This window comes from Klebsiella sp. 141153 (genome assembly GCF_032601995.1).
Lineage (GTDB): Bacteria > Pseudomonadota > Gammaproteobacteria > Enterobacterales > Enterobacteriaceae > Klebsiella > Klebsiella aerogenes.
Window position 1 is genome coordinate 1 of record NZ_JAQIRJ010000016.1, and the last position, 23602, is coordinate 23602.

General features: G+C 55.0%; 22 protein-coding genes and 2 tRNA genes. 14 read left to right on the plus strand and 10 right to left on the minus strand.

The window, feature by feature from the left end; translation table 11 throughout:
* Positions 1-12 precede the first annotated feature (12 nt).
* Positions 13-89, plus strand: a tRNA-Asp gene (locus tag PGS10_RS23350).
* Between the two features lie 52 nt (positions 90-141).
* Positions 142-217, plus strand: a tRNA-Trp gene (locus PGS10_RS23355).
* 102 nt (positions 218-319) lie between these two features.
* Here PGS10_RS23355 and hdfR read toward each other — a convergent pair.
* Positions 320-1141 carry an HTH-type transcriptional regulator HdfR gene (hdfR, locus tag PGS10_RS23360; RefSeq protein WP_045395539.1) on the minus strand — a complete coding sequence of 274 codons (822 nt, stop codon included), beginning with the start codon at positions 1139-1141 and terminating at the stop codon, positions 320-322.
* Between the two features lie 118 nt (positions 1142-1259).
* Here hdfR and PGS10_RS23365 point away from each other — a divergent pair, with 118 nt between their 5' ends.
* On the plus strand, positions 1260-1598 hold the full coding sequence (locus PGS10_RS23365) for a DUF413 domain-containing protein (protein ID WP_045362345.1): 339 nt from the start codon (positions 1260-1262) through the stop codon (positions 1596-1598).
* 23 nt (positions 1599-1621) lie between these two features.
* On the opposite strand, the gene PGS10_RS23370 is transcribed toward PGS10_RS23365, so the two are convergent.
* Positions 1622-3142, minus strand: a complete 1521-nt coding sequence (locus PGS10_RS23370; protein ID WP_316423570.1) for a YifB family Mg chelatase-like AAA ATPase — start codon at positions 3140-3142, stop codon at positions 1622-1624.
* Positions 3143-3496: 354 nt separating this feature from the next.
* Between PGS10_RS23370 and ilvL the strand changes: the two genes are divergently transcribed.
* The 6 genes from ilvL (at position 3497) to ilvA (ending at position 10043) form a co-directional block, all read left to right on the plus strand.
* Positions 3497-3595, plus strand: a complete 99-nt coding sequence (ilvL, locus tag PGS10_RS23375; protein WP_001311244.1) for an ilv operon leader peptide — start codon at positions 3497-3499, stop codon at positions 3593-3595.
* 140 nt (positions 3596-3735) lie between these two features.
* Entirely contained in the window at positions 3736-5382 is a 1647-nt protein-coding gene (gene ilvG, locus PGS10_RS23380) for an acetolactate synthase 2 catalytic subunit (protein WP_047078519.1), read from the plus strand.
* Positions 5379-5636 carry an acetolactate synthase 2 small subunit gene (gene ilvM / locus PGS10_RS23385; protein WP_015368897.1) on the plus strand — a complete coding sequence of 86 codons (258 nt, stop codon included), beginning with the start codon at positions 5379-5381 and terminating at the stop codon, positions 5634-5636. Before ilvG ends, ilvM begins: the two co-directional genes overlap by 4 nt.
* 19 nt (positions 5637-5655) lie before the next feature.
* Positions 5656-6585 (plus strand): branched-chain amino acid transaminase, encoded by a 930-nt coding sequence (locus PGS10_RS23390; RefSeq protein WP_008807980.1) that lies wholly within the window; start codon positions 5656-5658, stop codon positions 6583-6585.
* Positions 6586-6645: 60 nt separating this feature from the next.
* Positions 6646-8496 carry a dihydroxy-acid dehydratase gene (gene ilvD, locus PGS10_RS23395; protein ID WP_047045666.1) on the plus strand — a complete coding sequence of 617 codons (1851 nt, stop codon included), beginning with the start codon at positions 6646-6648 and terminating at the stop codon, positions 8494-8496.
* 2 nt (positions 8497-8498) lie between these two features.
* On the plus strand, positions 8499-10043 hold the full coding sequence (ilvA, locus tag PGS10_RS23400; RefSeq protein ID WP_015368895.1) for a threonine ammonia-lyase, biosynthetic: 1545 nt from the start codon (positions 8499-8501) through the stop codon (positions 10041-10043).
* Here the strand turns inward: ilvA and ilvY are convergent.
* A complete protein-coding gene (gene ilvY / locus PGS10_RS23405; RefSeq protein ID WP_047078520.1) occupies positions 10040-10930 on the minus strand; it encodes an HTH-type transcriptional activator IlvY in 891 nt (296 codons plus the stop codon). The two genes, ilvA and ilvY, sit on opposite strands and share 4 nt — an antisense overlap.
* Before the next feature lie 155 nt (positions 10931-11085).
* On the opposite strand from ilvY, the gene ilvC reads away from it, so the two are divergent.
* On the plus strand, positions 11086-12561 hold the full coding sequence (gene ilvC, locus PGS10_RS23410; protein WP_015703965.1) for a ketol-acid reductoisomerase: 1476 nt from the start codon (positions 11086-11088) through the stop codon (positions 12559-12561).
* Positions 12562-12659: 98 nt separating this feature from the next.
* Here the strand turns inward: ilvC and ppiC (PGS10_RS23415) are convergent, their stop codons facing one another.
* Together ppiC (PGS10_RS23415) and ppiC (PGS10_RS23420) are read right to left on the minus strand one after the other, a co-directional pair.
* Positions 12660-12941, minus strand: coding sequence for a peptidylprolyl isomerase PpiC (gene ppiC, locus PGS10_RS23415; RefSeq protein WP_002883180.1), 282 nt, complete (start codon positions 12939-12941; stop codon positions 12660-12662).
* A gap of 51 nt (positions 12942-12992) precedes the next feature.
* Positions 12993-13274: a peptidylprolyl isomerase PpiC gene (gene ppiC / locus PGS10_RS23420; protein WP_032709514.1), complete on the minus strand. Its 282-nt coding sequence runs from the start codon at positions 13272-13274 to the stop codon at positions 12993-12995.
* A gap of 112 nt (positions 13275-13386) precedes the next feature.
* Here ppiC (PGS10_RS23420) and rep point away from each other — a divergent pair, with 112 nt between their 5' ends.
* Positions 13387-15408 carry a DNA helicase Rep gene (gene rep / locus PGS10_RS23425; RefSeq protein ID WP_015368891.1) on the plus strand — a complete coding sequence of 674 codons (2022 nt, stop codon included), beginning with the start codon at positions 13387-13389 and terminating at the stop codon, positions 15406-15408.
* A 4-nt stretch (positions 15409-15412) separates the two neighbouring features.
* Here the strand turns inward: rep and PGS10_RS23430 are convergent, their stop codons facing one another.
* The 5 genes from PGS10_RS23430 to rhlB form a co-directional block, all read right to left on the minus strand.
* Positions 15413-16135 carry a DUF554 domain-containing protein gene (locus tag PGS10_RS23430; RefSeq protein WP_047078521.1) on the minus strand — a complete coding sequence of 241 codons (723 nt, stop codon included), beginning with the start codon at positions 16133-16135 and terminating at the stop codon, positions 15413-15415.
* A 54-nt stretch (positions 16136-16189) separates the two neighbouring features.
* Positions 16190-17188: an amidohydrolase family protein gene (locus PGS10_RS23435; protein ID WP_047045675.1), complete on the minus strand. Its 999-nt coding sequence runs from the start codon at positions 17186-17188 to the stop codon at positions 16190-16192.
* 131 nt (positions 17189-17319) lie between these two features.
* Positions 17320-18237, minus strand: coding sequence for a LysR family transcriptional regulator (locus PGS10_RS23440; RefSeq protein ID WP_047066620.1), 918 nt, complete (start codon positions 18235-18237; stop codon positions 17320-17322).
* Positions 18238-18256: 19 nt separating this feature from the next.
* Complete coding sequence (gppA, locus tag PGS10_RS23445) at positions 18257-19762, minus strand: guanosine-5'-triphosphate,3'-diphosphate diphosphatase (protein ID WP_165430614.1); 1506 nt, start codon at positions 19760-19762, stop codon at positions 18257-18259.
* 115 nt (positions 19763-19877) lie between these two features.
* Positions 19878-21143, minus strand: coding sequence for an ATP-dependent RNA helicase RhlB (gene rhlB, locus PGS10_RS23450; RefSeq protein ID WP_015368886.1), 1266 nt, complete (start codon positions 21141-21143; stop codon positions 19878-19880).
* Between the two features lie 343 nt (positions 21144-21486).
* Between rhlB and trxA the strand changes: the two genes are divergently transcribed.
* The 3 genes from trxA (at position 21487) to rho (ending at position 23407) form a co-directional block, all read left to right on the plus strand.
* The gene (trxA, locus tag PGS10_RS23455; RefSeq protein WP_002883224.1) at positions 21487-21816 is read left to right on the plus strand and encodes a thioredoxin TrxA; all 330 of its coding nucleotides are present in this window, start codon (positions 21487-21489) and stop codon (positions 21814-21816) included.
* 143 nt (positions 21817-21959) lie between these two features.
* Positions 21960-22061: a rho operon leader peptide gene (locus PGS10_RS25145; protein WP_131631697.1), complete on the plus strand. Its 102-nt coding sequence runs from the start codon at positions 21960-21962 to the stop codon at positions 22059-22061.
* Between the two features lie 86 nt (positions 22062-22147).
* Complete coding sequence (gene rho, locus PGS10_RS23460; protein WP_002883293.1) at positions 22148-23407, plus strand: transcription termination factor Rho; 1260 nt, start codon at positions 22148-22150, stop codon at positions 23405-23407.
* Positions 23408-23602 lie beyond the last annotated feature (195 nt).

A 23602-nucleotide genomic window follows, 5' to 3' on the forward strand; every position in this document is an offset into this window, starting at 1 on the left:
AAAAAATTCGGTGGAGCGGTAGTTCAGTCGGTTAGAATACCTGCCTGTCACGCAGGGGGTCGCGGGTTCGAGTCCCGTCCGTTCCGCCACTTATTTATATTAAGCCTGCTATATTAGCGGGCTTAATAGCGAGAAAGATTTAGGGGCGTAGCTCAGTTGGTAGAGCACCGGTCTCCAAAACCGGGTGTCGCGAGTTCGAGTCTCTCCGCCCCTGCCATATATAATCCTTTGCTTCGGCAAAGGATTTTTTTTGTCTTTAATTTCTTCCCTCACACTGCCTTTCTTGCCTTTTGGTCACTCCATCCATGGAGTCAGATCGCTATTCCAGGATGCTGCTTTTCAGGATCTCGCGAATATGTGCCTGCTTATCGCTATTTTGTAGCCAGATGGCATACAGAGGACGTGAAAGCGTCGCGCTATCGGTCACCGTGTGCAGGCCGGTTTTCTGCTGTGCCCAACTAACGGGTAACCAGGTACAACCGTTCAGCGTACTGAGTTGCTGATAAGCCAGTTCGGCGGAGCTCGTTGTCAACAGCGGCACATCATCGCTACCGATCAAACCCGCTTCGTTTTGCTGGAAGTCTGGTCCCCATTCCAGGCGCAGGTAGTTCAAATCATTCTTATTTTTTCCCGGCGCGGCACAATAGAGCGCCAGGGTGAAATGACCCAATAACTGGCTGCTTAATTCATCCATCTTCGGTGATTCAGTGGTGATCAGGAGATCGAGCTGGCGTTCATGCAACTGCTTTACTAATGACTGGCGCTGGGCTATCCGCGCCTCAAATTGCAGGTTATAGGGATCGTTGTAGAGTGTCCCCAGCCAACCGTTCAACAGGCATTCCCACAGCGATGCGCTGGCGCCGATCGAAAATTCATTATGGCGAGAAGAGTGGGCGACCTCCTTACGCGCGGCCTGCCAGGTATTCATCAACGTTTCGGCATAGGGCAACAGTTTCTCGCCGGCTGACGTCAGGCGAATATTGTTACGATGGCGGGTAAATAGATTCACGCCCAACTGGTTCTCCAGCTGACGAATGCGGAAGCTAACCGCTGATTGTGTTAAATAAAGCGCTTCCGCTGCCCGTCCAAAGTGGCGAGTTCTGCTCACTTCAAGGAAAGTTTTGAGCAATTCCGTGTCCACACTCTTCTCCGCAAAATTATTTGTCGTGATGATTTAAATGTTTTGTTTGACGCTCTGTCAAGCGTAACTAATACTCCGCGCCATAAATAGCTCGGCCAAAGAATCAGGAGCGTGTAGGATGGCGGAAAGCTTTACGACGACTAATCGTTTTTTCGACAATAAAAATTATCCACGCGGGTTCTCCCGTCACGGTGATTTCACCATCAAAGAGGCGCAGCTGCTTGAACGTCATGGTTACGCCTTTAATGAGCTGGAATTGGGCAAACGCGAGCCTGTTACCGAAGATGAAAAACAGTTCGTTGCGGTATGTCACGGCGAACGTGAGCCAGTAACCGACGCGGAACGCGTTTGGATTAAGTATATGGCGCGAATCAAACGTCCGAAGCGTTTTCATACCTTATCTGGCGGCAAGCCGCAGGTTGAAGGCGCAGAAGACTACACTGAAAGCGACGATTAAAAAAAAGGGCGAAAGCCCTTTTTTTATGCCATCAGCGTCTGTAGGTGATTTAACATGCGGTCGATAGCCCGGTAGCTTAGCGCCTCCTGCAAATGATGACGTTCAATATCCCTATCCTCATTAAGATCGGCGATAGTACGCGCAAATTTCAGTAAACGTTGCCATGCGCGGATTGAAAGCCCTAATAGTGACAGCGTCTGTTCCAGCCATATCGCGTCGTCTTCTTTCAGCTTGCACCAGACTTTTATCTCCCCGCTATCCAGTTGCGCGTTCAGTTTATTCTGCCGTGCGAGCTGTCTGTCGCGCGCCGCTAATACCCGTAATCGGATGGTGGCGCTTCGCTCTTCGCCGCCGCCACCCCGGCTTAATACGCCCGGCGGAGGGAGCGGAATTTCAAGCGAAAGATCGAAGCGGTCGAGAAATGGCCCTGATAATCGGCCCAGGTAGCGTAGGGTCTGTTCCGGCGTGGCCCGATTATGCTGACCCTGATAATGTCCTGTTGGGCTGGGGTTCATGGCGGCAATCAGCTGAAATCTTGCGGGATAATCAATCTTAGCCCGAGTGCGGGAAAGATGAATTTTTCCTGATTCGATGGGCTCTCGTAGTGCATCCAGAACCCGACGTTCGAATTCGGGTAGTTCATCAAGAAACAGAATACCGTTATGTGCAAGGGAGATCTCTCCAGGGGCCGGGATTGAGCCGCCGCCGACCATCGCCGCTAGCGAAGCGCTATGGTGAGGGGCGCGAAAAGGCCGCCGACGCCACTGGCGCGTGACGTAATGAGCATTGACGAGGCTGAGAATAGCCGCGCTTTCCAGCGCTTCCTGGTTGGTTAGCGGCGGTAAAAGCCCCGGTAAACGGCTGGCGAGCATCGTCTTTCCTGTCCCCGGCGGACCCATCAAGAGCAAATTGTGACCGCCAGCTGCGACTATCTCCAGCGCGCGTTTTCCCTGCTGTTGGCCAATGACATCGCCGAGATCGTCATAATCATTGTCGTCTGTCGCGATTTCGCCAGCTGGCGGCTGCAGAGTATGTTTCCCCTCCAGAAACGCGCAAACTTCCTGCAGGTGTCCGGCTATAAGGCACTCATTGCCGCCAATCAAACCGACCTCTTCGGCATTATCTCCGGCAACGATGATCTTCCTCCCGGCTTTTATTGCCTCCATAGCGCTGGATATAGCCCCTGGAACGCCGCGTAACGCGCCTGTAAGGGCTAATTCGCCAATAAACTCATACTGATTAAGTTTCGGTGCGGCAAGCTGCTGCGAAGCGACCAGGAGCGCGAGAGCAATAGGTAAATCATATCTCCCTCCTTCTTTGGGCAGATCGGCGGGTGCGAGATTGATGGTTATCTTCTTCGCTGGAAAGCTGTAGCCGCTGTTAATAATGGCGCTACGCACCCGATCGCGGGCTTCCTTTACCGTGGTTTCCGGTAGACCGACCATCGTCAAGCCGGGGAGTCCGTTGCTGATATGGACTTCGACAGTAATTAGCGGCGCGCTGACCCCGAGCGCCGCGCGGGTATAGACAATTGCGAGTGACATAACGCCTCCTGAGCGGAATGATTATGTCTATTCAAACGGTTTCATAAACCTGTGAATATTTAACTTTACGTTGCCTGTTCCAGACAATTACCTGCAAAGTTTTGCATTTTCATTGTCTTGGGAGTACGCGCGCAAATCCGTCATGAAGCCGTTTTAATGCCGTGAAACACTGCAGCAAACGCGAGAATAAGCTGAATTTTTTTCATTTTATTTTTTTCTTTTTAAAAACAACTGGTTTAATAAAAATCGTTAGCAAGATCAGAAAATGGAACATAAAAAAATCTTGTGCTTAATGTGATGTCTGTGGTAACTCTTTAGGTATTCCTTCGAACAAGAAGCCAGAAAGAACAGAAAATGACAGCCCTTCTACGAGTGATTAGCCTGGTCGTGATTAGCGTGGTGGTGATTATTATCCCACCGTGCGGGGCTGCACTTGGACGAGGAAAGGCTTAGAAATCAAGCCTTAACGAACTAAGACCCCCGCACCGAAAGGTCCGGGGGTTTTTTTATAACTTAAAAAACATAAGCGAGGAGCAGAAGATGGGTTTTAGCATAAAATTCTGTTTCTCCCGATCTATGACGGGGAAGTAACTATGAACGGGGCGCAGTGGGTGGTACATGCTTTGCGAACACAGGGTGTCGATACGGTATTTGGCTATCCGGGTGGCGCGATTATGCCGGTTTACGATGCATTGTATGACGGCGGCGTGGAACACCTGCTGTGTCGACACGAGCAGGGCGCCGCAATGGCCGCTATCGGTTATGCCCGCGCGACCGGCAAAACCGGAGTCTGCATCGCCACTTCCGGCCCTGGCGCCACCAACCTGATCACCGGTTTGGCGGATGCGTTACTTGATTCCGTGCCTGTTGTTGCGATCACCGGCCAGGTGGCGGCGCCGTTTATCGGCACCGATGCTTTTCAGGAAGTGGACGTTCTCGGTTTGTCGCTGGCCTGCACCAAACACAGTTTCCTGGTGCAGTCGTTGGAAGAGCTGCCGCGCGTGATCGCGGAGGCTTTCCAGGTGGCAAACTCAGGCCGTCCTGGCCCGGTACTGGTTGATATCCCTAAGGATATCCAGCTGGCTAAAGGCGAATTAGATCCGCATTTCTCTACCGTTCCTGACGATGTTGAGTTTCCTCACGCAGAAGTCGAGCAGGCGTTAGCGATGCTTGCGAAGTCCCATAAGCCGATGCTGTACGTGGGCGGCGGCGTCGGAATGGCGCAAGCGGTACCGGCCGTGCGCGAATTTCTGGCGGTGACGCAGATGCCTGTCACCTGCACCCTGAAAGGGTTGGGCGCCGTTGCCGCGGATTATCCGTATTACCTTGGCATGCTCGGTATGCATGGCACCAAGGCGGCAAATCTGGCGGTGCAGGAGTGCGATTTACTGATTGCCGTCGGCGCCCGTTTTGATGACCGGGTGACCGGCAAGCTGAATACCTTTGCCCCGCACGCCAAAGTAATCCATATGGATATTGACCCGGCCGAGCTGAACAAACTGCGCCAGGCGCACGTCGCCTTAACTGGAGATTTAAACGCCATGCTGCCAGCGTTGCAGCAGCCGTTGGCCATCGATGCGTGGCGCGAGCACAACGCGCAGCTGCGCGCGGAGCACGCCTGGCGCTACGATCATCCCGGCGAAGCAATCTACGCGCCGCTGTTGCTCAAGCAGCTTTCCGATCGCAAACCGGCGGATTGCGTCGTGACGACCGATGTCGGCCAGCACCAAATGTGGTCGGCCCAGCACATGACCTATACCCGTCCGGAAAATTTCATCACTTCCAGCGGCCTGGGCACCATGGGCTTCGGCCTGCCGGCAGCCGTCGGCGCGCAGGTGGCCCGCCCGGACGATACGGTTATCTGTATCTCCGGCGATGGCTCTTTCATGATGAACGTGCAGGAGCTGGGCACCGTTAAGCGCAAGCAGTTACCGTTGAAAATCGTGCTGCTGGATAACCAACGTTTAGGTATGGTTCGCCAGTGGCAGCAGCTGTTCTTCCAGGAGCGTTACAGCGAAACCACGCTTACCGATAATCCTGATTTTCTTACGCTGGCCAGCGCTTTCGGCATTCCAGGCCAGCACATCACCCGTAAAGACCAGGTTGAAGCGGCACTCGACACCATGCTTTCGAGCCAGGGGCCATACCTGCTTCATGTCTCAATCGATGAACTTGAGAATGTCTGGCCGTTGGTGCCGCCCGGCGCCAGTAATGCAGAAATGCTGGAGAAATTATCATGATGCAACATCAGGTCGCTTTACAGGCTCGCTTCAACCCCGAAACCTTAGAACGCGTGCTGCGCGTGGTGCGCCATCGCGGTTTTCAAATCTGCTCAATGAATATGGAAACCGCGTCGGATGCGCAAAACATAAATATCGAACTGACCGTTGCCAGCCAGCGGCCCGTCGAATTACTGTTTAGTCAGTTACGCAAACTGGTCGACGTCGCCTGCGTCGAGATCCAGCAACCCACATCACAACAAATCCGCGCCTGAGCGCAGAGGAATAAAAAAAATGACGACGAAGAAAGCTGATTACATTTGGTTCAATGGCGAGATGACTCCATGGGGCGAGGCGAAAGTACACGTCATGTCCCACGCGCTGCACTACGGGACTTCGGTATTCGAAGGTATCCGCTGCTACGATTCTCACAAAGGGCCAGTGGTGTTCCGCCATCGTGAACACATGCAGCGTCTGCATGATTCAGCCAAAATCTACCGTTTCCCGGTTTCTCAGAGCGTTGACGAGCTGATGGAAGCCTGCCGCGAAGTTATCCGTACCAATAAACTGACCAGCGCTTATATCCGTCCGCTGGTGTTTGTTGGCGATGTTGGCATGGGCGTTAACCCGCCGGACGGTTACAAAACCGACGTTATCATCGCGGCGTTCCCGTGGGGTGCATACCTTGGCGCAGAAGCGCTGGAGCAGGGGATCGATGCGATGGTTTCTTCCTGGAACCGCGCGGCGCCTAACACCATCCCAACCGCAGCGAAAGCGGGCGGCAACTATCTCTCCTCTCTGCTGGTCGGCAGCGAAGCGCGTCGTCACGGTTATCAGGAAGGTATCGCGCTGGACGTTAACGGCTATATCTCCGAAGGCGCAGGCGAAAACCTGTTTGAGGTGAAAGATGGCGTGCTGTTTACTCCGCCGTTTACCTCTTCCGCGCTGCCGGGTATCACCCGCGACGCCATCATCAAGCTGGCGAAAGATCTCGGTATCGAAGTCCGCGAGCAGGTGCTGTCCCGCGAATCTCTGTACCTGGCGGATGAAGTGTTCATGTCCGGTACCGCTGCGGAAATCACGCCGGTACGCAGCGTTGACGGTATCCAGGTCGGCGCAGGCCGCCGCGGTCCGGTGACCAAACGCATTCAGGAAGCCTTCTTTGGCCTCTTCACCGGTGAAACGGAAGATAAATGGGGCTGGCTGGATCCGGTAAGTAAGTGATTAAAAATGGGACGGCACGCACCGTCCCATTGCATAAACAGAGATGGGAGTAAAAAGAGCATGCCTAAGTACCGTTCCGCCACCACCACACATGGCCGCAATATGGCGGGCGCCCGCGCGCTGTGGCGCGCAACCGGGATGACCGATGCCGATTTCGGCAAACCAATCATCGCCGTTGTTAACTCCTTTACCCAGTTTGTTCCAGGGCACGTGCATCTGCGCGATCTCGGCAAACTGGTTGCCGAGCAGATTGAAGCTGCGGGCGGCGTCGCTAAAGAATTCAACACCATCGCGGTGGATGATGGGATCGCCATGGGTCACGGGGGTATGCTCTATTCACTGCCATCCCGCGAGCTCATCGCCGATTCAGTCGAGTACATGGTTAACGCCCACTGCGCCGATGCCATGGTCTGTATCTCCAACTGTGACAAAATCACCCCGGGGATGCTGATGGCCTCCCTGCGGTTGAATATTCCGGTGATCTTTGTTTCCGGCGGCCCGATGGAGGCCGGGAAAACTAAGCTGTCTGACAAAATCATCAAGTTGGATCTGGTTGATGCCATGATTCAAGGGGCAGACCCGAAAGTCTCTGACGATCAGAGCGAACAGGTAGAGCGTTCCGCCTGTCCGACCTGCGGTTCGTGCTCGGGTATGTTCACCGCGAACTCAATGAACTGCCTGACCGAAGCATTAGGCCTGTCGCAGCCGGGTAATGGTTCTCTGCTGGCGACCCATGCCGACCGTAAAGCGCTGTTTCTCAACGCCGGTAAACGTATCGTTGAACTGACCAAACGCTACTACGAGCAGGACGACGCTTCCGCGCTACCGCGCAATATCGCCAGCAAGGCGGCATTTGAAAACGCCATGACTCTCGATATCGCAATGGGCGGCTCAACCAATACCGTACTGCACCTGCTGGCGGCGGCGCAGGAAGCCGAAATCGACTTCACCATGAGTGATATCGACAAGCTGTCCCGCAAAGTGCCGCAGCTGTGTAAGGTGGCGCCGAGTACGCAAAAATACCATATGGAAGACGTGCACCGCGCCGGTGGCGTGCTGGGTATCCTCGGCGAGCTGGATCGCGCGGGGTTACTCAACCGCGAGGTTAAAAACGTCCTTGGCCTGACGCTGCCGCAGACCCTGGAACAGTACGATGTGATGGTGACCCAGGACGACGCGGTGAAAAAAATGTTCCGCGCCGGTCCGGCGGGGATCCGTACTACCCAGGCGTTCTCGCAGGATTGCCGCTGGGATACGCTGGATGACGATCGCGCTGAGGGATGTATCCGTTCTCTGGAACATGCCTACAGTAAAGACGGTGGCCTGGCAGTACTGTACGGTAACTTTGCCGAAAACGGCTGTATCGTCAAAACCGCTGGCGTCGACGATAGCATCCTGAAATTTACCGGCCCGGCGAAAGTTTATGAAAGCCAGGACGAAGCGGTTGAGGCGATCCTCGGCGGCAAAGTCGTGGAAGGCGACGTCGTGGTTATTCGCTATGAAGGGCCTAAAGGCGGGCCGGGAATGCAGGAGATGCTCTATCCGACCACCTTCCTCAAGTCCATGGGTCTTGGCAAAGCGTGCGCGTTGATCACCGATGGCCGTTTCTCCGGTGGCACCTCCGGGCTTTCCATCGGCCACGTATCGCCGGAAGCCGCGAGCGGCGGCAACATCGCTATCATCGAAGATGGCGACATGATTGCTATCGATATTCCGAACCGCGGTATCCAACTGCAGCTCAGCGATGCCGAAATCGCCGCCCGTCGCGAAGCGCAAGAAGCGCGTGGCGATAAGGCGTGGACGCCGAAAGACCGCGAGCGCCAGGTCTCCTTCGCGCTGCGCGCTTACGCCAGCCTCGCGACCAGTGCCGACAAGGGCGCCGTGCGCGATAAATCAAAACTTGGGGGTTAATCATGGCCGAGTCGCAACCCCTATCCGCCGCCCCTGAGGGGGCGGAGTATCTCCGGGCGGTACTGCGCGCGCCGGTTTATGAAGCGGTGCAGAAAACCCCGCTGCAAAAAATGGACAAGCTCTCTTCGCGTCTCGATAACGTTATCCTGGTGAAACGCGAAGACCGCCAGCCGGTGCATAGCTTTAAGCTGCGCGGCGCCTACGCGATGATGTCCGGCCTGACGGCGGAACAAAAATCAAATGGTGTGATCACCGCTTCGGCGGGTAATCATGCGCAGGGTGTGGCGTTTTCCGCTTCCCGGCTGGGTGTTAAGGCGCTGATCGTGATGCCGGTAGCGACCGCCGATATCAAAGTCGATGCCGTTCGCGGCTTTGGCGGCGAAGTGCTACTGCACGGCGCCAACTTTGACGAAGCGAAAGCCCGCGCGATCGAGCTGGCGCAGCAGCAGGGTTTTACCTGGGTGCCGCCGTTCGATCACCCGATGGTTATCGCCGGTCAGGGAACGCTGGCGCTGGAGCTGCTGCAGCAGGATGCCCACATTGACCGCGTATTCGTCCCGGTTGGCGGCGGCGGTCTGGCGGCAGGCGTGGCGGTGCTGATCAAGCAGCTGATGCCGCAGATTAAAGTGATAGCGGTGGAAGCGGAAGACTCGGCGTGTCTGAAGGCGGCGCTGGATGCCGGCCACCCGGTGGATCTGCCGCGCGTCGGTTTGTTCGCTGAAGGCGTGGCGGTGAAGCGCATCGGCGATGAAACGTTCCGTGTATGCCAGGAGTATCTGGACGACATCATCACCGTCGATAGCGATGCTATCTGCGCGGCGATGAAAGATCTGTTCGAAGATGTGCGGGCGGTAGCGGAGCCCTCCGGCGCGCTGGCGCTGGCAGGGATGAAAAAGTATATCGCCCAGCATAATATCCGCGGTGAGCGTCTGGCTCACATCCTGTCCGGCGCCAACGTCAACTTCCACGGACTGCGCTACGTTTCGGAGCGTTGCGAGCTCGGGGAGCAGCGCGAAGCGCTGCTGGCGGTGACGATACCGGAAGAGAAAGGCAGCTTCCTTAAGTTCTGTCAGCTACTAGGCGGCCGTTCGGTTACCGAGTTCAACTACCGTTTTGCCGATGCCAAAGATGCCTGTATTTTCGTTGGCGTGCGGCTGAGCCGCGGGTTGGATGAGCGCAAAGAGATCCTCGATCTGCTAAGCGAAGGCGGCTACAGCGTGGTCGATCTTTCCGATGACGAAATGGCGAAACTGCACGTGCGCTATATGGTCGGCGGACGACCGTCTAAACCGCTGCAGGAGCGCCTGTTTAGCTTCGAGTTCCCGGAATCGCCTGGCGCGCTGCTCAAGTTTCTGCACACCCTGGGCACCCACTGGAATATTTCGTTGTTCCACTATCGCAGCCACGGCACCGATTTTGGCCGCGTTCTGGCGGCGTTTGAGCTTGGCGAGCATGAGCCGGACTTCGAAACCCGTCTTAATGAACTGGGCTACGAGTGTCATGACGAAACCCATAACCCGGCGTTCCGCTTTTTCCTCGCGGGCTAGTGGTTAGGCAGTATTTTCCAGAACGCATCAATAAGCGGCTCGTACAGCCGCTTTTTTTGTGCGCAGACGCCCAGCTCAAATGGCGTTTTCTCATCGCTGCGATCGAGGATCATCACGCGATTACGTACCGGCTCGGGGCTGTTTTCCAGCACCACTTCCGGCAGTAGCGCCACGCCGCAGCCGAGGGCGACCATAGATACCATGGCTTCATGGCCGCCGACGGTGGCGTAAATGGATGGATTGCTGATTTTATGGCGGCGGAACCACAGCTCGATGCGGCGGCGCACCGGCCCCTGATCGGCCATGATAAACGGCACCGTTGCCCAGTCGGGATGCTCGACCGTGACCTGATTGCGCACCGGGCAGGGTAACGCCGGGGCAATCAGCACCACCGCAAGATTTTCCAGCATCGAAAACGCCACCGAGCCCGGCAGCGTCTCCGGCTTACCAGCAATGGCCAGATCGGCTTCTCCAGTGACCACTTTTTCCATCGCATCAGCGGCGTCGCCGGTCGATAACTTTATCTCTACCGAAGGATGCGCGGCGCGAAAGCGGTCGAGAATCGGTGGCAGATGGCTGTAAGCGGCGGTCACGGAGCAGAAAATATGTAGCTCGCCGGAGAGTGACGGCCCCTGCTGGTCGATGGCGTGGCGCAGTTGCTGATACTGCAATAAAGTCTGCTGGGCAAAGGTGCGGAGTTCTTCGCCGGCCTCGGTTAGGGTCACGGTGCGATTATCGCGAACGAACAGCGGCTGGCCGAGGTCCTCTTCCAGGCGTTGAATCTGCCGCGAAAGCGTGGAGGGACTGACATGCATAGCCCGCGCGCTGCGGCCAAAATGGCGGTTTTCCGCCAGATGCAGAAAGGTTTTCAGATCGCGTAAATCCATGGCTCAATCCCCTGAGAATAACGTTGCAGTTATTGCAATGTGATGTTGTGAATATATCAATTTTCGCAACGAAATTCCTGTCATATAGTGGGTTCATTCTCGCAAAACGCGAACCGAACAATAAGCACGACAACACAACATCACGAGGTATCACCATGGCTAACTACTTCAACACACTGAATCTGCGCCAGCAGCTGGCTCAGCTGGGCAAATGCCGCTTTATGGGGCGCGATGAATTTGCCGATGGCGCAAGCTATCTTCAGGGTAAAAAAGTAGTCATCGTCGGCTGTGGCGCGCAGGGCTTGAACCAGGGTCTGAACATGCGTGACTCCGGCCTGGATATCTCCTATGCGCTGCGTAAAGAAGCGATCGCCGAGAAGCGCGCATCCTGGCGTAAAGCGACGGAAAACGGCTTCAAAGTGGGTACCTATGAAGAGCTGATCCCGCAGGCTGACCTGGTCGTCAACCTGACTCCGGACAAACAGCACTCTGACGTTGTGCGTTCCGTACAGCCGCTGATGAAAGACGGCGCGGCGCTGGGTTACTCCCACGGCTTCAACATCGTTGAAGTGGGCGAGCAGATCCGCAAAGACATCACCGTGGTGATGGTGGCGCCTAAGTGCCCGGGTACCGAAGTTCGTGAAGAGTACAAACGCGGTTTCGGCGTACCGACGCTTATCGCCGTCCACCCGGAAAACGATCCGAAAGGCGAAGGCATGGCGATTGCCAAAGCCTGGGCAGCGGCGACCGGCGGCCATCGTGCGGGCGTTCTGGAATCCTCCTTCGTGGCGGAAGTGAAATCTGACCTGATGGGCGAGCAGACCATCCTCTGCGGCATGCTGCAGGCGGGTTCTCTGCTGTGCTTCGATAAGCTGGTGGCTGAAGGTACCGATCCGGCGTATGCGGAAAAACTGATTCAGTTCGGTTGGGAAACCATCACCGAAGCGCTGAAGCAAGGCGGTATCACCCTGATGATGGATCGCCTGTCTAATCCGGCGAAACTGCGCGCTTACGCACTGTCCGAACAGCTGAAAGAGATCATGGCGCCGCTGTTCCAGAAACATATGGATGACATCATCTCCGGCGAATTCTCTTCCGGCATGATGGCTGACTGGGCGAACGACGACAAAAAACTGCTGACCTGGCGTGAAGAGACCGGTAAAACCGCGTTCGAAACCGCGCCGCAGTATGAAGGTAAAATCGGCGAGCAGGAGTACTTCGATAAAGGCGTACTGATGATTGCAATGGTGAAAGCGGGCGTTGAACTGGCCTTCGAAACCATGGTTGATTCCGGAATCATCGAAGAGTCCGCTTACTATGAATCGCTGCACGAGCTGCCGCTTATCGCCAACACAATCGCCCGTAAGCGTCTGTATGAAATGAACGTGGTTATCTCCGATACCGCAGAATACGGTAACTACCTGTTCTCTTATGCATGCGTACCGCTGCTGAAAGAGTTCATGACCACTCTGCAGACCGGCGACCTGGGCAAAGCGATTGCCGAAGGCGCGGTAGATAACGCTCAGCTGCGCGACGTGAACGAAGCGATTCGCAGCCACGCTATCGAAGCGGTGGGTAAAAAACTGCGCGGGTATATGACCGATATGAAGCGTATCGCGGTCGCCGGCTAATAAAACAAAAGGTGCGGGCGGATGCCCTCACCCCAACCCTCTCCCACAGGGAGAGGGGGCAAACATTAAAGGCCTTCTCTTTGAGAAGGCCTTGTTGTTTATTTCCGGTACAGCACTTTGATGATGTGGTAACCGAACTGGGTATGCAGCGGGCCGGTTGGCTCCAGTTCCGGGCAGGAGAAAACCACTTTATCGAATGCCGGAACCATCTGGCCCTGGCGGAATTCGCCCAGATCGCCGCCGCGTTTTCCTGACGGGCAGATAGAGTGTTTTTTTGCCAGCTTGCCGAAGTCGGCGCCGTTTTTGAGCTGCTCAAGCAGATCGAGAGCCAGTTTCTCTTCTTTTACCAGGATATGCAGTGCTGCCGCTGTTTTAGCCATGATTGCGCCTTGATTGAGTTGGGATAAATCAGGGCGCCATAGTAACACGCGCTAGCGGCGATACAGCACCTTGATGATATGGTAGCCAAATTTGGTTTGTACCGGGCCATAGGGTTTGAGCAGCGGACAGCTGAACACGGCTTTATCAAACGGAGCGACCATCGCGCCCTGCTGGAACTCCCCCAAATCGCCGCCATGGCGTCCGGACGGACATTTTGAGTAGCGCTTCGCCAGATGATCGAAGCTGACGCCCCGTTCCAGCTTGGCGAGGATCTCGTGTGCCAGTTTTTCTTCTTTGACCAGAATATGCAGGGCCGCTGCGCTTTTTGCCATTACCGAAGCCTCAGGATGAATTGCGTGGCTGACACTTTACCATCAGCCGGTAAATCTCGGCCTCGCTTTCTGCTACAATCCACACCCCGTTCGAAGATTGAGCAATATTCCCATGCGTTTAAACCCTGGCCAACAACAAGCCGTCGAATTCGTTACCGGACCGTGCCTGGTGCTGGCGGGCGCCGGTTCCGGTAAGACCCGCGTTATTACGAATAAAATCGCCCACCTGATCCGCGGCTGCGGCTATCAGGCGCGCCATATCGCGGCCGTCACCTTTACTAACAAGGCCGCGCGCGAAATGAAAGAGCGCGTCGGGCAAACGCTGGGGCGCAAAGAGGCGCGCGGGCTGATGATTTCCACCTTCCACACCCTGGGGTTGGATATCATCAAACGCGAATACGCCGCGCTGGGAATGAAATCCAACTTTTCTTTGTTCGATGATACCGACCAGGTCGCGCTGCTGAAAGAACTCACCGAAGGGTTGATCGAAGATGACAAAGTGGTGTTGCAGCAGCTGATCTCGACGATCTCCAACTGGAAAAACGATCTGAAAACGCCGGCGCAGGCGGCGGCTGGCGCGAAAGGCGAACGGGACCGCATCTTCGCCCACTGCTATGGGCTCTATGATGCGCATATGAAGGCCTGCAACGTCCTCGATTTTGACGACCTGATCCTGCTGCCGACGCTGCTGCTGCAGCGTAATGAAGAGGTGCGCGAGCGCTGGCAGAATAAGATCCGTTACCTGCTGGTGGATGAGTATCAGGATACCAACACCAGCCAGTATGAGCTGGTGAAGCTGCTGGTGGGGCAGCGCGCGCGCTTTACCGTGGTGGGTGATGATGACCAGTCGATCTACTCATGGCGCGGCGCGCGGCCGCAGAACCTGGTGCTGCTAAGCCAGGATTTTCCGGCGCTGCAGGTGATCAAGCTTGAACAGAACTACCGTTCATCAGGGCGTATTCTGAAGGCCGCCAACATTTTGATCGCCAATAACCCACACGTCTTTGAAAAGCGGCTGTTCTCTGAACTTGGCTACGGCACGGAGCTGAAAGTGCTCTCCGCCAATAACGAAGATCATGAAGCGGAGCGCGTCGCTGGCGAACTGATAGCCCATCACTTTATTAATAAAACCAACTACAAAGATTACGCCATCCTTTATCGCGGTAATCACCAGTCGCGGGTTTTTGAAAAGATGCTGATGCAAAACCGCATCCCGTACAAAATCTCGGGCGGCACATCGTTCTTTTCGCGCCCGGAAATTAAAGATTTGCTGGCCTATCTGCGCGTACTTACCAACCCGGATGACGACAGCGCCTTCCTGCGCATCGTCAATACGCCGAAACGCGAGATTGGCCCGGCGACCTTGCAAAAGCTGGGCGAATGGGCGATGAGCCGTAACAAAGGCTTATTCACCGCCAGCTTTGATATGGGGTTAAGCCAGACGCTGACCGGGCGCGGGTATGAATCTCTCACTCGTTTCACCCATTGGCTGCGGGAAATTCAGCAACTGGCCGAGCGTGAACCGGTCAATGCCGTGCGGGATTTAATTCGCGGGATTGATTATGAGTCCTGGCTATATGAAACCTCGCCGAGCCCGAAAGCCGCGGAAATGCGGATGAAAAACGTCAACCAGCTGTTCACCTGGATGACCGAGATGCTGGAAGGCAGTGAGATAGACGAGCCGATGACGCTGACGCAGGTGGTTACCCGCTTTACCCTGCGCGATATGATGGAACGCGGCGAATCGGATGAAGAGCTGGATCAGGTGCAGTTGATGACCCTGCATGCCTCAAAAGGGCTGGAGTTCCCGTATGTTTACCTGGTAGGAATGGAAGAGGGATTGCTGCCGCATCAGAGCAGTATTGATGAAGATAACGTCGATGAAGAACGGCGGCTGGCCTACGTCGGTATCACTCGCGCCCAGAAAGAGCTGACTTTCACGTTGTGCAAAGAGCGCCGACAGTATGGCGAGCTGGTGCGCCCGGAACCGAGCCGTTTCCTGCTCGAGCTCCCGCAAGACGATCTGATTTGGGAGCAGGAGCGAAAAGTCATCTCTGCGGAAGAACGCATGCATAAAGGCCAGGCCAACGTCGCGAATATCAAGGCGATGCTGGCGAAGGCGAAAAAGGGCTAACGCTTCAGGCGACAAACTGCTGCCAGGCGGTGGAAAATGGCATCACCAGCAGCAGTGACGGTAGCATGTTGGCGGTAGGGAAATGGCGCATACCGCAAAGCCGAAAACCGGTCGCCAGCATAATAATTCCGCCGCAAGCAGTAAAATCAGCGATCATCGATGGGCTTATCAACGTCATAATAAACGTGGCGGCGAAGAACAGAATCACGAAGATGATCAACTGGGGAATAAAAATCGCGGTGATAATGTAGCCCAGCGTGGACGCGAAAATAGCGGCGGTGAAAAAGTCGAGTATCGACTTGGTCAGCAGAATGGTCGGGTCGCCGGTCATCCCTTCGGTTAGGGCGCCAAAAATACCGGTACCGCTGGCGCAGAAGAGGATCAGCACCGCGATAAACTGGTTCATAAAATCCCCGGCTTCTACGCCTGCGTTGTTTTGAGCTGGAAAAATACGCTCGATGGGCGTGCGTAGTTTGGTGCCCGCCCGCTCAATCCACTTCTCAATATTCAACAGGCCGCCAATAATAGTGCCGATAATAACGGCCAGCGCAATGGGTGGCAGATTGATGAGTTTGTTAAGGAAGAACACGCCCATACTGATAGAGATTAAACCGGAAATAAGCGGTAGCGTTTTCTTAAAGTGATCCGGGATAAATCGGTTGAGTGAGGCGCCTGCAATCGCGCCGACGAGTAATGAACCGCTGCAAACAAAAATACCTACCGGCATAGTATATTCTCCCTGTAATAAAATCAGGGCCTGAGAACAGGCCCTGTCGATTTATTATTTGATATTAAATACGCGGCTGGCATTGCCCCAGGCTATTTTATCTTTCAGCCCCGCATCCATTTCTAACGGATCAAACCAGTCGCAGGCCTGATGAATATCTTCATAAGGGTAATCTACGGAGAACATCACGCGATCGGCACCCATTACTTCAATCGCATTATTTAGCGAGTGAGTATTAAAATGACCGCTGGTGGTGACAATAAAGTTATTTTGCAGATAGTGCATTAACGGTTTTTCCGCCTTACCCAAACCGCAGCCGAAACGCTGACGATAGAGGCGATGCTGAGTGCGCGGCAGCATGTGTACCAGCCCTTCACCGAGGTGTCCCAGCACCAGGTTAAGATTCGGATAACGGTCGAACAGGCCGCTCATCATCAGGCGAATAGCGTGAACGGCGGTTTCCTGCGCAAAGCCCCAGGCGGAACCGATCAGGCTTTCGTAACCGGTATAAATCCCGCGCGCCGGGCCTTCCAGCGGTTCACGCGGATGCAGGTACACCGGCACGTTTAGCTCGTTGACTTTATCCCAGAATACCAACATGGATTCATCATCAAGATACAGGCCATGTTCGCTGTCTTTGACGTTGGTATAGCCGTTAATCAGCGCGCCTTTCATGCCCAGTTTTTTCACCGCGCGCTCCAGCTCTTCCGCCGCTGCTTCCGGGTTTTGTAACGCCAGCGTGGCGAACGCGCTAAATTTATCTGGATTCGGTTTTACATAATTATCAACAATAAAATCATTAGTGTCGCGAGCGAAAGAGACCGCTTTAGCTTTATCTAAAATAGATTGCGCGCCGGGCGAAGTCAGAGAAAGAATGACGTGGTCAATATTACGTTGCGCCATCTCTTCGAGCTGAATGCTGCGGTCAAGCAGACGGCGTTCAACGTCTTGCATATATTCGCTACCGTTACGATTAGCTTCGCCGGTCGAATCCCACAAACGATTATTTTCAGGAGTGGATACATGTTCTTCTAAAGCGATTTTTCCGCGCATGATAGGTTCCTCTATTTATTCTGTCGATATGAACTGATGCGAGGAGATTAAAATGTTTGACGTATTGACAGCAATAAACCAAATAGAATACGGCGTATCAGGAATACTAATACAGCCGATTCTTTGATGATTTAAATGTTAATAGAACCACCTGAGGCGGCAAGGGCTACAATCTGCGTGCGCAGCCAGATATGCCCGGGATCGCGGTGCAGGCGCTGGTGCCAGACCTGGCGAATCGCGATGTTAGCCAGTGAGAAAGGCAGTGGCCAGCTGCGGCAGGGGTAACGTCTGGTGATATGGCGCGCCAGCTGTTCTGGCACCACCGCCAGCATCTCGCTGCCGGCGACCAGCTCGCCCGCGCCTAAAAAGCTGGGCAGCGTCAATGCGATGCGCCGCGGCATACTGTGTTCCGCGAGCAGTTTATCAATATCACCGTGGGCGGTGCCGTTGACGCGAACCGCAAGATGCTTTTCCTGACGCCAGTCTTCGGCGCTGAACCGATGACGAATGCGCGGGTGATTTTCCGCTGCCAGACACACATACGATTGATCGAACAGATGCTGCTGATAGACGCTATCCGGCAACTGGGTAAGATACCCGATCGCCAAATCACATTTCCCGGATTCCAGCGCGCTAAGCGTTTGATCGTCAATATTCAGCACCGTAAAAGTGATGTCGCTGGCTTCCAGCCGCTGGAGCTGGCTTTGCAGCAAAGGAAGAAGCGTCATCTGGCTGATATCGGTCATGCCGATGGTGAAGTTACGGTTGCTCTCCTGCGGAATAAATTCCGGCTTAGCCGCCAAATCGGTATCGACCATTTGCAGCAGAGTAAAAATGGTGGGGGCGATAGCGTCCGCGCGCGGCGTTGGCGCCATTCGTTGACCAACGCGCACAAACAGCGGGTCATCAAAGTGCTCGCGTAGCTTTTTTAGCAGCAGGCTACCGGTTGGCTGGCTGATATCGAGCGCTTCCGCCGCCGGAGAGACATTCCCCAATCGGTAGAGCGCGGAGAAAAAGCGTAGTGATTTGAAATCCAGTTCTTCCCGCATGCGCCCTCCTGGCCGGAAATTACCTCGCCGCGTCGTCGTCGATCAGCAGCGCCCAGTGGACATAACTTTGCCACTGGCACTCTTGCTCGACCATTTCCCGGCCCAGCGGGTGTTCTTCCAGCCAGTCATCCGGCAGCGTCAGCGTCAGTTTTTCGTCGTCGGCGGTAAGCTGGATGGTTGGCAGGAGATCGTCGCGCCGGCGGCTGGCAAACAGAATCGCCAGTCGCAGCAGGCGACACAGATGTTCGGCAACGCGCGGCGGTACCGCGTTTTGCTGATGGAGCGAAGAAAGATCGATGGCGTTAGTCTGGTTGAGCAGCAGCGTGGCGATGAGCTTCTTTTGCGCCGGGGTAAAACCGGGCAGGTCGAGGTTATTGACCAGATAGGCGGCGTGCTGCGGCGCGCGTTTGAAATCGACGCTCAGGCCAATTTCATGTAGCGCGCAGGCGCTGACGAGTAAATCGCGGCTTAGCGGATCCAGCTCCCAGCCGCTGTCCAGTTGATCCACCAGATGGGTGGCCAGATTCGCTACCCGTTGCGCCTGCTCGGTATCGATCATAAAACGTCGCTGAATATTACGCAGCGTGCGGCTACGAATATCCTGATCGACGGAAAGGTGCAGCATGCCGTAGACCAGCCCTTCGCGTAATGCGCCGCCTGCCAGCGTCATGCACTGAATATTCAGTTCGCTAAAGATAGCAATCAGAATGGCCAGGCCGCTCGGAAAAACCAGTGCGCGTTCGAGCGTCAGCCCTTCGATTTCCAGCTCTTCAAGCCGACCGCACTGGATAGCGCGCTGCCTAAGCTGCTGCAGTTTGCTGAGGGTGATGCGTTCATCCATTCCCTGCGCCATCATGATTTCCTGCAGCGCCTGCACGGTGCCTGAGGCGCCAACGCACACTTTCCAGCCGTGGTAGCGCAGGACATCAGCGATCGGACGCAGCACATCGCGCGCCGCCGCTTCAGCGAGATCGAAGTTTTCTTTCGTCAGGCTACGGTCGGCGAAGTAGCGTTCAAGCCAGGTGACGCAGCCCATCGACAGGCTGAACAGAGAAGTGGTTTGCGCGCCGGTGCCGGTCACCAGTTCGGTGCTGGCGCCGCCGATATCCACCACCAGGCGCTGATCGGCGCCGCCGGTGGTATGGGCTACACCCTGGTAGATCAGGCGGGCTTCTTCTTCACCGCTAATCACCTGGACGGGGCAACCGAGGATTTCCTGCGCTTTCGCCAGAAACTCGCCGGCGTTGACCGCCAGCCGCAGGGTGGCGGTAGCGACGACGCGAATTTGCGCTGAAGGAATATCCTGCAAACGCTCGGCAAACAGGCGTAAGCACTGCCAGCCGCGCTCCATCGCTTCCGCGGAGAGCGCATTATCGCTATTCAGGCCAGCGGCCAGACGCACCTTGCGCTTAATGCGGCTCAGCGTTTGAATACTGCCGGCCACCTCGCGCACCACCAACATATGAAAACTATTGGAGCCAAGGTCGATGGCGGCATACAGCGAGGTGGAACTCATACTCTTCATCTTTCAGGCCGCTCCTGTGTCGACTGGGCGTCGTTGCCCATTCCACTTACCTGAACGCATTGCCTGGGATTATCTCCATGGCGCATCCTGAAAGATTTCGCGTATGGCATAGATGTTAACCTGAACGACGACGATTACGTGGCGGGCCGTTACGGCGCGGGCCATTACCTGGGCGGGTGCGCGTCAAACGCAACGGCTTAGGTAAGTCGGTCATGAGCGCGTCCGGATTGTACTTGCTGACTGGGATCGAATGGCCGATATAGGTTTCGATTGCCGGCAGGTTCAGCGCGTACTCTTCGCAGGCCAGGCTAATAGAATGCCCGCTTGCGCCCGCGCGGCCGGTACGGCCGATACGGTGGACATAGTCTTCGCAGTCATCCGGCAGGTCATAGTTAAAGACATGGGTGACGGCTGGGATATGCAGGCCGCGAGCGGCTACGTCGGTCGCAACCAGAATATCGAGATCGCCGCGGGTGAACTCTTCGAGAATACGCAGGCGTTTTTTCTGCGCTACGTCGCCGGTCAGCAGGCCGACGCGATGTCCGTCTGCGGCCAGATGGCCCCAGATATCTTCGCAGCGATGCTTGGTGTTGGCGAAAACGATAGCGCGGTCGGGCCACTCTTCTTCCAGCAGCGTCTGCAGCAGGCGCATTTTTTCGTCGTTGGAAGGGTAGAACAGCTCTTCTTTAATACGGTGGCCGGTTTTCTGTTCCGGTTCGACTTCAACGTACTCAGCGTTGTTCATCTGTTCGAACGCCAGTTCGCGTACGCGATAAGACAGCGTAGCGGAGAACAGCATGTTCAGGCGCTGAGTGGCTGGCGGCATGCGGCGGAATAGCCAGCGGATATCTTTAATAAAGCCGAGATCGTACATGCGATCGGCTTCGTCCAGCACGACAACCTGAATGGCGCCGAGGTTAATATGGTTTTGTTTGGCGTAATCGATCAGGCGACCGGTGGTGCCGATCAGAATATCGACGCCGCTTTCCAGCACTTTCAGCTGTTTATCGTAGCCGTCGCCGCCATAAGCCAGGCCCAGTTTCAGGCCCGTTGCCTGCGCCAGCGGTTCGGCGTCTGCGTGAATCTGCACCGCCAGCTCGCGCGTCGGCGCCATGATCAGCGCGCGCGGTTGGTTAACCTGGCGGTCTGCGATGGCCGGGTGAGAGAGAAGATAATGAAACGTTGACGTCAGAAACGCCATCGTTTTACCGGTACCGGTTTGCGCCTGCCCGGCGACATCGCGACCTTCCAGCGTTAGCGGAAGGGCGAGAGCCTGAATGGGTGTGCAATTATGAAACCCTTTTTTTTCAAGGGCTTCGACAACTGCCGGGTGCAGGGCGAAGTCGGAAAACTTCTGTTCTGTCAAATGTGTTTTGCTCATAGTGTGGTAGAATATCAGCTAACTATTGCATTAAGAAAGCGTATCCGGTGAAATAACGTCAACCTTTCGTTGGCGATATACGAAATTATTCAAGGTGCGTCTCCGGCTACTGAACGGATCCCGGAAAGCTTAGACTACTAAGCGCAACGGGGGCGGTAAATCTGCCGCAGGTAGATTTGCAGACAGTGCGCTTAAGCATCGGCGGTGGTGGTCCATGGTGGATCCATTTCCGCAGGTAGCTTATAAAAGAGGCATCCTGAAGAATAGCGTGCATAACGTAGCATCAACACGTCGTTGATGACTGCGACACCAACACACCAGGCTTATTCCTGTGGAGTTATATATGAGCGATAAAATTATTCACCTGACTGACGACAGTTTTGACACGGACGTACTCAAGGCTGACGGGCTGACCCTCGTCGATTTCTGGGCAGAGTGGTGTGGTCCGTGCAAAATGATCGCCCCGATTCTGGATGAGATCGCTGAAGAGTATCAAGGCAAACTGACCGTGGCTAAACTGAACATCGATCAGAACCCGGGCACGGCGCCGAAGTACGGCATCCGCGGCATTCCGACGCTGCTGCTGTTCAAGAACGGCGAAGTCGCGGCGACCAAAGTCGGCGCGCTGTCCAAAGGCCAACTGAAAGAGTTCCTCGACGCCAACCTGGCGTAATCGGTTTGCCATTCCGGCGTCCGGATTCCTATTTTTTGTGGAACTCTGGACGCCCGGCCTGAGTCGTGCTAAGTTAATTCCAGACTTCGTTTTAAACATACCTATTGTTTGAATCTTGTTTTACCCAAAGCGTCCCGCAGACTATGCGCGTGAGGCTAATAATTCTGGGCTTATCACTCATTCCGTCTTGTCGTTTCAGTTCTGCGTTCTTTCCTGTGACCAGGCAACGTACAGACACGAGATGAAGCCGCTAACAGGCATGGATGTTCCTGCCATACCATTCACAACATTAAGTTCGAGATTTACCCCGAGTTTAAGAACCCACACCACTATGAATCTTACCGAATTAAAGAATACGCCGGTTTCTGAGCTGATTACTCTCGGCGAAAATATGGGGCTGGAAAACCTGGCTCGTATGCGTAAGCAGGATATTATTTTTGCCATCCTTAAGCAGCATTCAAAGAGTGGCGAAGATATCTTTGGCGATGGCGTACTGGAGATACTGCAGGATGGATTTGGATTCCTCCGCTCAGCAGACAGCTCCTACCTCGCCGGTCCAGACGACATCTACGTATCCCCCAGCCAAATCCGCCGCTTCAACCTCCGCACTGGTGACACCATTTCCGGTAAGATTCGTCCTCCTAAAGAGGGTGAACGTTACTTCGCGCTGCTGAAAGTTAACGAAGTTAACTACGACAAGCCGGAAAACGCGCGTAATAAGATTCTGTTCGAGAACTTAACGCCGCTGCACGCGAATTCGCGCCTGCGTATGGAGCGTGGTAATGGTTCTACCGAAGACTTAACCGCTCGCGTACTGGATCTGGCATCGCCGATTGGTCGCGGCCAGCGTGGCCTGATCGTCGCGCCGCCGAAAGCCGGTAAAACCATGCTGCTGCAGAACATCGCGCAGAGCATCGCGTACAACCATCCTGACTGCGTGCTGATGGTGTTGCTTATCGACGAACGTCCGGAAGAAGTAACCGAGATGCAGCGTCTGGTTAAAGGCGAAGTTGTTGCTTCTACCTTTGACGAACCCGCATCTCGCCACGTGCAGGTTGCCGAAATGGTTATCGAGAAAGCGAAACGTCTGGTTGAGCACAAAAAAGACGTTATCATCCTGCTCGACTCCATCACCCGTCTGGCCCGTGCCTACAACACCGTGGTTCCGGCTTCCGGTAAAGTACTGACCGGTGGTGTGGACGCCAACGCCCTGCATCGTCCGAAGCGCTTCTTCGGTGCGGCGCGTAACGTGGAAGAGGGCGGCAGCCTGACCATCATCGCTACCGCGCTTATCGATACCGGCTCTAAAATGGATGAAGTTATCTACGAAGAGTTCAAAGGCACCGGTAACATGGAACTGCACCTCTCCCGTAAGATTGCGGAAAAACGCGTCTTCCCGGCTATCGACTACAACCGTTCCGGTACCCGTAAAGAAGAGCTGCTGACCACCCAGGAAGAGCTGCAGAAAATGTGGATCCTGCGCAAAATCATCCATCCAATGGGTGAAATCGACGCAATGGAGTTCCTCATTAATAAGCTGGCGATGACCAAAACTAACGACGACTTCTTCGATATGATGAAGCGTTCGTAAGACGGAATACGCCGAAAAAACGCCACGCGATTGCGTGGCGTTTTGTTTTGTAGCTTTGTATGATCCAGGCGGGAAAAGCGCCGCTAGCGTTGCCGTATGATATGCGCGGCGGGTAAGGCAGAAAGGACTTTAACAGTCTAAAATATATACAATAAATTTGTAATGTTCTGCTTTTCCCCTTCAGGAGTGGAGACA